This is a genomic window from Cellulomonas sp. ACRRI, assembly GCF_022346185.1.
Classification (GTDB): domain Bacteria; phylum Actinomycetota; class Actinomycetes; order Actinomycetales; family Cellulomonadaceae; genus Cellulomonas.
In genome coordinates this window covers 1-6,815 of the sequence record NZ_JAKRMS010000171.1, presented here as the reverse complement: position 1 = coordinate 6,815, position 6,815 = coordinate 1, and the positions used below count along the sequence as shown (strand labels likewise).

8 protein-coding genes are annotated in these 6,815 nt (G+C 75.6%); 5 read left to right on the top strand and 3 right to left on the bottom strand.

What is annotated here, in order from left to right:
* The first annotated feature begins 252 nt into the window (after positions 1–252).
* Complete coding sequence (locus MHY85_RS19435; protein WP_239199741.1) at positions 253–657, top strand: DUF3817 domain-containing protein; 405 nt, start codon at positions 253–255, stop codon at positions 655–657.
* A 16-nt stretch (positions 658–673) separates the two neighbouring features.
* On the opposite strand, the gene MHY85_RS19430 is transcribed toward MHY85_RS19435, so the two are convergent.
* Positions 674–1,804, bottom strand: a complete 1,131-nt coding sequence (locus tag MHY85_RS19430; protein WP_239199738.1) for an acyltransferase — start codon at positions 1,802–1,804, stop codon at positions 674–676.
* Between the two features lie 248 nt (positions 1,805–2,052).
* Here MHY85_RS19430 and MHY85_RS19425 point away from each other — a divergent pair, with 248 nt between their 5' ends.
* From MHY85_RS19425 to MHY85_RS19415, 3 genes are all read left to right on the top strand, one after another.
* Positions 2,053–2,457 (top strand): MerR family transcriptional regulator, encoded by a 405-nt coding sequence (locus MHY85_RS19425; protein WP_158374208.1) that lies wholly within the window; start codon positions 2,053–2,055, stop codon positions 2,455–2,457.
* A 64-nt stretch (positions 2,458–2,521) separates the two neighbouring features.
* Positions 2,522–4,123: a glutamine-hydrolyzing GMP synthase gene (guaA, locus tag MHY85_RS19420; RefSeq protein ID WP_239199732.1), complete on the top strand. Its 1,602-nt coding sequence runs from the start codon at positions 2,522–2,524 to the stop codon at positions 4,121–4,123.
* Positions 4,124–4,437: 314 nt separating this feature from the next.
* A complete protein-coding gene (locus MHY85_RS19415) occupies positions 4,438–4,941 on the top strand; it encodes an aromatic ring-opening dioxygenase LigA (protein WP_239199729.1) in 504 nt (167 codons plus the stop codon).
* Positions 4,942–5,093: 152 nt separating this feature from the next.
* Here the strand turns inward: MHY85_RS19415 and MHY85_RS19410 are convergent, their stop codons facing one another.
* A complete protein-coding gene (locus MHY85_RS19410; protein WP_239199727.1) occupies positions 5,094–6,095 on the bottom strand; it encodes a type IV toxin-antitoxin system AbiEi family antitoxin domain-containing protein in 1,002 nt (333 codons plus the stop codon).
* Between the two features lie 189 nt (positions 6,096–6,284).
* Complete coding sequence (locus MHY85_RS19405) at positions 6,285–6,467, bottom strand: hypothetical protein (RefSeq protein ID WP_239199724.1); 183 nt, start codon at positions 6,465–6,467, stop codon at positions 6,285–6,287.
* Positions 6,468–6,630: 163 nt separating this feature from the next.
* Here MHY85_RS19405 and MHY85_RS19400 point away from each other — a divergent pair.
* Positions 6,631–6,815: type IV toxin-antitoxin system AbiEi family antitoxin domain-containing protein (locus MHY85_RS19400; protein WP_239199721.1), on the top strand; the 185-nt coding region annotated here is incomplete at its 3' end.

Below are 6,815 nucleotides of genomic sequence, written 5' to 3'. Positions count from 1 at the left end.
CGTCAGGGGCAGCAGCCGCCACCGCCGGGTGTTGACGGCGCCGACCGCCCGCGGACCGCGGGGCCGGGAGCTGGGTTGGGAGGTGCGGAAGACCGGCCCCCGTCTTGCGGCGGTGGTAGCCGGCGGCGGCGCGCGGGTGGGGCAGCGCGGCCGGGTGGCGGTGCGAGGTCCGGGGCCGACCTGAGCGAGAATCGTGGGCGGACGCGCGGCCCCGCCCGCGGCCCGCCGCACACCCCGAGAGGACCCGCACCGATGACCGAGCCCACCGGACAGCCCACGCCCGCCCCCGCCGAGGTCCGGCGACCGGCCCCCGTGCCGCCGGGGACCCCCGGGCGGCTGACCCGGTACCGCGTGATGGCGTTCGTCACCGGCACGATGCTGCTGGTCCTGTGCCTCGAGATGGTGCTGAAGTACGTGTTCCACGCGAACGGGGTCGACCCGGCGACGGGGTCCCCGCTGCCGGTGCTCGGCACCTGGGTCGCGATCGTGCACGGCTGGATCTACGTCGTGTACCTGTTCACCGTGGTGCAGCTGTGGTCCGCGATGCGCTGGTCCCTCGGCCGCCTGGTGACCATGGCGCTCGCGGGCGTGGTGCCGGTGATGTCGTTCGTCCTGGAGCGGCGCGTGCACGCCGACGCGCGGGCGCGGCTGGGCTGACCCCGGGCGGCCCGGGTCAGGTGGCCGCGCGCCGCGCCCGCCAGCGGGCCACGGGGCGCTCGACGAGCCACCAGCTCGCCGTCGCCGCGGCCAGGGTCAGCGCGATCCCGAGCGCCATCCCGCCGAGGTCGTCGGGGTGCCCGAGCCAGCGCGTGATCGCGCCGTTCCACAGGTAGGCGGCGTAGGAGACCGTGCCGAGCGCGACCGCGGGCCGCAGCCAGCGGCCGGGCAGCGTCCGCCAGGCCCCGACGTAGCTGATCAGCACGACGGTGGCGACGGCGACGGCCGGGACCCCCAGCAGGTACCAGGCGGTGTGCCCGGCCAGGCCGGTGAGCAGCGTGCCGGCGAGCAGCGCCACGACGATCCCCGCCTGGACGGCGCGCCGCGCCCGGACCGCCTGCGGCAGCCGCGCCGCCACCTCCTTGCGCCCGAGGTAGCCCGCGCACCCGATCAGCAGCGCCGCGCCCCACGAGGTCGGCAGCGCGTAGACCCGCGCCACGTCCGGCACCACGAGCAGCAGCGTGACGATGCAGGCCGCGAGGGCCGCCGCCACGCCGACCGCCGTCGCGGCGCGCAGCCAGCCTCGCCGCCAGGCCCACGCCAGCAGCAGCGGCCAGACCAGGTAGAACTGCTCCTCCGCGGCCAGGGTCCAGAAGTGGTAGACCGACTCGCTGCCGTGCGGCAGTCCGGGGACGTTGATCGTGTACGTCAGCGCCGCGACCAGGGTCTCCGGCACGAGGTGCGCCTGGCCCAGCAGGTCGAACACCCCCTCGACGACGACGTACCCGGCGAGCATGAGCAGCAGCGGCGGGTACAGCCGGAGCAGCCGGTGCGCGTAGAAGCGGCCGAACCGGATCCGGCCACCCCGGTCGAGGTCGCGCATCAGCACGCCGGTGATCAGCCAGCCCGACAGGGCGAAGAACACCGTGACGCCCAGGACCCCCGCGGCGCCGAACCGGTCGGGGGCCGCGTGGTTGAGCAGCACCAGGCCGACGGCGAGCCCGCGGAGGGCGTCCAGGCCGGGCAGCCGCGCGGCGCGGGCCGGTGCGCCGGGCGCGGGGGAGGCCGGTACCGGCGACGCGAGGCCGGTGCCGGGCAGGCCGGCGGTCTCGGTCGTCGGCGCGGTGGCCGGGGCGTCATCCCTCACGTAACGGAAGATATGTCCGCTTTGTGAGGTTTGAGAAGACCGCGGCACCGCGCGGGGACCGACCCCCACCGGATCTTCACACCGCCACCCGACGCTCACGTGACAGGAGAGTCGGGCGCCCGGGACCGGTCGGCCGGTGCGCGACCCGCGCGGGCGCGGCGGCGGCATCGCTCCAGGTCGTCCGCGCTCCCCGTGGCTATGCTGACGCCGCGCGGTGCGGAAGGAGGTGACCCGTGAGCCTGCACCACATGCAGATCGGCGAGGTCGCCGAGCGCACCGGGTTGTCGCTGCGGACCATCCGGTACTACGGGGAGGTCGGCCTCGTCCGGCCCTCGGCCCGCACGCACGGCGGATTCCGCCTGTACACCGAGCCCGACATCGCACGGCTGGAGCTGATCAAGCGCATGAAGCCGCTCGACTTCTCCCTCGACGAGATGGGCGACCTGCTGGGCGTGCTCGACCGGATCAACGAGCCGGGAATCGACGCCGAGGAGCACGAGGCGCTGCTCGAGCGCCTGCGGATGTACCGGCTGGCCGCCGAGGAGCGGTCCCGGGCGCTGCGCGAGCAGCTCGCCGTCGCCGAGGACTTCCACGAGAGCCTCCGCAAGGAGATCAGCCGGCAGCGGCGCATCGGCGAGCGCTCCGGGTCCTGACCCGGGCCGCCGGCGGCCCCTCGGGGCGTCCCGGGCCGTCGGTGCGGCGCACTACCCTGGTGGGGTGACCGACGCTCCCGACACGCCCGCGCCGCCGCCCTCCGACACGCCCCGTCCCGTCCTCGTCGTCGACTTCGGCGCGCAGTACGCGCAGCTGATCGCGCGCCGCGTCCGCGAGGCGAGCGTCTACTCCGAGATCGTGCCGCACACGGCCTCGGTGCAGGACATGCTGGCCAAGGACCCGTCGGCGATCATCCTGTCCGGCGGCCCGTCCTCGGTGTACGCCGAGGGCGCCCCGTTCGTCGACCCCGCCCTGTTCGAGGCCGGGGTCCCGGTGCTCGGCATCTGCTACGGCTTCCAGGCGATGGCCAAGGCCCTCGGCGGCGAGGTCGCGCAGACCGGCAACCGCGAGTACGGCGGCACCCCGGTCGAGGTCGTCGCCACCGGCACGGTCCTCGCCGAGAGCCCCGCGCAGCAGACCGTGTGGATGAGCCACGGCGACGCCGTGCACGCCGCGCCCGAGGGCTTCGAGGTGCTCGCCACGTCCGCCGGCTCGCCCGTCGCGGCGTTCGAGGACCGCGGCCGCCGCCTGTTCGGCGTGCAGTGGCACCCCGAGGTGAAGCACTCGCCGCTCGGGCAGCGCACCCTCGAGCACTTCCTCTACGAGGGCGCCGGCCTCACCCCGGACTGGAACCCGGGCAACGTGATCGCCGACCAGGTCGAGAAGATCCGCGCCCAGGTCGGCGGCGCCCGGGTCATCTGCGGCCTGTCCGGCGGCGTCGACTCGTCCGTCGCGGCCGCGCTCGTGCAGAAGGCCGTCGGCGACCAGCTCACCTGCGTGTTCGTCGACCACGGCCTGCTGCGCACCGGCGAGGCCGAGCAGGTCGAGCAGGACTTCGTCGCCTCCACCGGGGTCAACCTCAAGGTCGTCGACGCGCGCGAGCGGTTCCTGCAGGCGCTCGCGGGCCACACCGACCCCGAGACCAAGCGCAAGATCATCGGCCGCGAGTTCATCCGCGTGTTCGAGGACGCGGCGCGCGAGGTCGTCGAGGAGGCCGGCGCGCACGGCGAGGAGGTCAAGTTCCTCGTGCAGGGCACGCTGTACCCGGACGTCGTCGAGTCCGGCGGCGGCGAGGGCGCGGCCAACATCAAGAGCCACCACAACGTCGGCGGTCTGCCGGACGACCTGCAGTTCCAGCTGGTCGAGCCGCTGCGGGCCCTGTTCAAGGACGAGGTCCGGGCCGTCGGTCTGGAGCTCGGCGTGCCGGAGGCCATCGTCTGGCGCCAGCCGTTCCCGGGCCCCGGCCTGGGCATCCGGATCATCGGCGAGGTCACGCAGGAGCGGCTCGACGTGCTGCGCGCCGCGGACGTCATCGCCCGCGAGGAGCTCACCCGCGCCGGCCTGGACCGCGACATCTGGCAGTGCCCGGTCGTGCTGCTCGCCGACGTGCGCTCGGTGGGCGTGCAGGGCGACGGGCGCACCTACGGCCACCCCGTCGTGCTGCGGCCCGTGTCCTCCGAGGACGCCATGACCGCCGACTGGACCCGGCTGCCGTACGACGTGCTGGCGACGATCTCCACCCGCATCACCAACGAGGTGCCGGAGGTCAACCGCGTGGTGCTCGACGTGACGAGCAAGCCGCCGGGCACCATCGAGTGGGAGTGAGCTGACGCGCCACGGCCCGGTGCCCCCCCGCGGGGTGCCGGGCCGTCGTGCGTCCGGATCGTCCGCGGCGGGTGGGCGCGCGACCAGGACGAATGTCCTAGGCTGACTGGGTGTCATAGCTGGGACCAAGGGCCCGACCAGCGGGAATCCGCTCTTTGTGCGGGGCTTCACAAGGCTGTATCCGGGTCGTCCCGTGACCTTGGTCCCACGGCGCGGCCGGCGGGGGAGACAGGCTCTTCCACGTGGGGCTCACACGTTCCACCGGGTCGACCGACGGTCGGCCCGCACCGGGGGTATCGGAAGGGAACACCACCATGGCTACCGTGGCAGCGACGGGCGGCTCGAAGGCTGCTCGTGTCATCGGCATCATCTCGGCGATCGCCGGCATCGTCCTCATCATCGCCGGCGGCGTCACCTGGGGCTCGGTCTCCAGCCACCTCGCGGACGAGAACATCACCGTCTCGGAGGACGCCGCGAACTTCGGCGGCCAGCCCGTCACCAGCCCGTGGACCGCGTTCGCCCAGGCCGACATCATCCAGCACCACGCGCTCGAGGCCACCGGCGGCAAGACCTACGCCGAGCTCGAGCAGGACGACCCGCTGCGCGACGTCGCCATGAACGCGTCCTTCCTGCGGGCCTCGCTGTTCACCTCGGTGGTCGCGTTCGGCGTCGCCGCCCTGGTCATGGGCCTCGGCATCATGTTCATCCTGATCGGCTGGGCGCTGTTCCTGCTCGGCGGCCGCAAGGCGGTCGCCGCGACGGACACCGCCCGCCCCGCCGGCACCTCGCCGGCCACGGAGGAGAACGTGCGGGCCTGACGCCCCACGCACGGCCGGAGGGCCGGGACCCCGCAGGGGGCCCCGGCCCTCCGCCGTCCCGGGGCGGCGGGCCGGCCCGGCGCAGCGCGGCCGCCGTCCCGCCGTCCCCCCCGTCGAGCGTGCACTCGACACGTCGAGCGAGTAGTCGCCGACTACCCCGTCGACGTGTCGAGTACCCCCTCGGCGTCAGACGCCCGTGCGCCGGGTGGCGCGGGGAGGAGGTCGGCGCCGGAGAGGAGGCGCGCCAGGCGCGCCGGGTCGAGGGCGCCCTGCCAGGTCCAGCGGACCACGCGCAGGCCGGCGGCGCGGAGCCGGTCCTCGCGGCGCTTCTCGGCCCAGACGCGGTCCTCGGCGGCGGTGCGGTCGCCGACCCCGTCGGCGCGGTACTTCAGGCGGCCGTCGAACTCCCCGACAACGCCCAGCGACTCCCAGAAGAAGTCGACCCGCCCGACGAGACCGCGCCGGTCCCGGACCTCGTGCTGCAGCACCGGGCGGGGCAGACCGAGCTCGATCATCCGCGCGCGGCTGAGCGACTCCCCAGGCGACTCGGAGTGGGCGTCCGCCTCGTCCGCCACACGGCGGGCCCGGCGCACGCCGCGCCCGCTCCCCGCGGCGACCAGCTCGCGCGTGAGGTCGTCCGGGGTGACCCGGCGACGGCGCAGCGCGTCGTCGGCCAGCACGAGCCCCCGCGCGAAGGAACCGGTCCGGGCGAGGTCGACGACGGTGCGCGCGGCCGTGGTGACCCTGACCCCGCCGACGACGCGGATCTCCGGGACGACGGCCACCCGGTGCCGCCGCACCCCGCGGGTCGAGGGTGTGCCCCGGGCGTCCGGGACCAGCACGTGCACGTCGGACGGCCACCCCTCCAGCAGCGGGAGGCGCCACACCGCCGCCGCCGACGCGTGTCCGAACACGGGGCTGGAGAGCGTGCGGGCCGCAGCGCGGACGAGCAGGCGGTGCCGTTCGGCGTGGTCGGCCGACGTCCAGGTCGCGGTGGGCACGTAGGCGCCGTGCCGCACCCGCACCAGGGAACCGGTCCGGGCTGCGCGCCGGAGGTCCTCGCCCGCCAACCCGCTGGCGCGTGCGTCGTCGGCGGTGACGGGCCCCGTGGCGGTCGCGGTGGCCGTCGCGTGAGGGCCCGTGCTGCTGCTCATCCGTCCACCCTGCCGGAGCGGAACGGCTCGACCGCGGTCGTCCACAGCCCCGATCTCGACGACCGGCGACCCCCGCGGCGGGGTCCGACCGTCGAGAGAGCAACGGACGCGTCGAGCGAGTACCCAGCGGGTACTCGCTCGACGCGTCGATTGCTCGGTCGCGGTGGTGGGCCGGTGCCCACGGGCCGGTCAGCGGGCGGCGCGCTGCTCGCGGCGCTTGCGGCGGCCCGCGGTCAGGACCGAGCCGACCAGCAGCGCCACACCCGCCGCGGCCAGCAGCACGATCAGCGCGAGCTGCAGGTCGATCCGGACGCCCGCCGCGACGGCGAGCACCAGGATGCCGACCGCCGCCACGATCAGGCCCCACACCACGGTGCCCGCCCGCGGTCCGCGGTCCTCCGGCTCGGGCGCGGGCGCCGGGGCGGGCGCCGGGGTCGGAGCCGGGGTGCCGTACGCCGGGCCGCCGTACGAGGGGCCGCCTGGCGTCGCGGCGCCGTACCCCGGACCGCCGGGAGCCGCGGCCCCGTAGGCCGGGGTGCCGGGAGCCGCCGAGCCCGGGGCCGAGCCGTACGGCGAGGCGCCGCCGGCCGGGGGCGGGGTCGCCGACCAGGACGACGCACGCGCCAGCGGGTTGGCGGGCGAGGACCTCCGGCGCGCAGCCCGGACCGGTTCCCTGGTGCGGGTGCGGCACGGCGCCTACGTGCCCACCGCGACCTGGAC

What these genes read in the sequence shown, in the direction of transcription:
- MHY85_RS19410 (WP_239199727.1), bottom strand. Translation starts at nt 6,095, where the DNA reads ATGAGCAGCAGCACGGGCCCTCACGCGACGGCCACCGCGACCGCCACG.
- MHY85_RS19415 (WP_239199729.1), top strand. Translation starts at nt 4,438, where the DNA reads ATGGCTACCGTGGCAGCGACGGGCGGCTCGAAGGCTGCTCGTGTCATC.
- MHY85_RS19425 (WP_158374208.1), top strand. Translation starts at nt 2,053, where the DNA reads ATGCAGATCGGCGAGGTCGCCGAGCGCACCGGGTTGTCGCTGCGGACC.
- MHY85_RS19435 (WP_239199741.1), top strand. Translation starts at nt 253, where the DNA reads ATGACCGAGCCCACCGGACAGCCCACGCCCGCCCCCGCCGAGGTCCGG.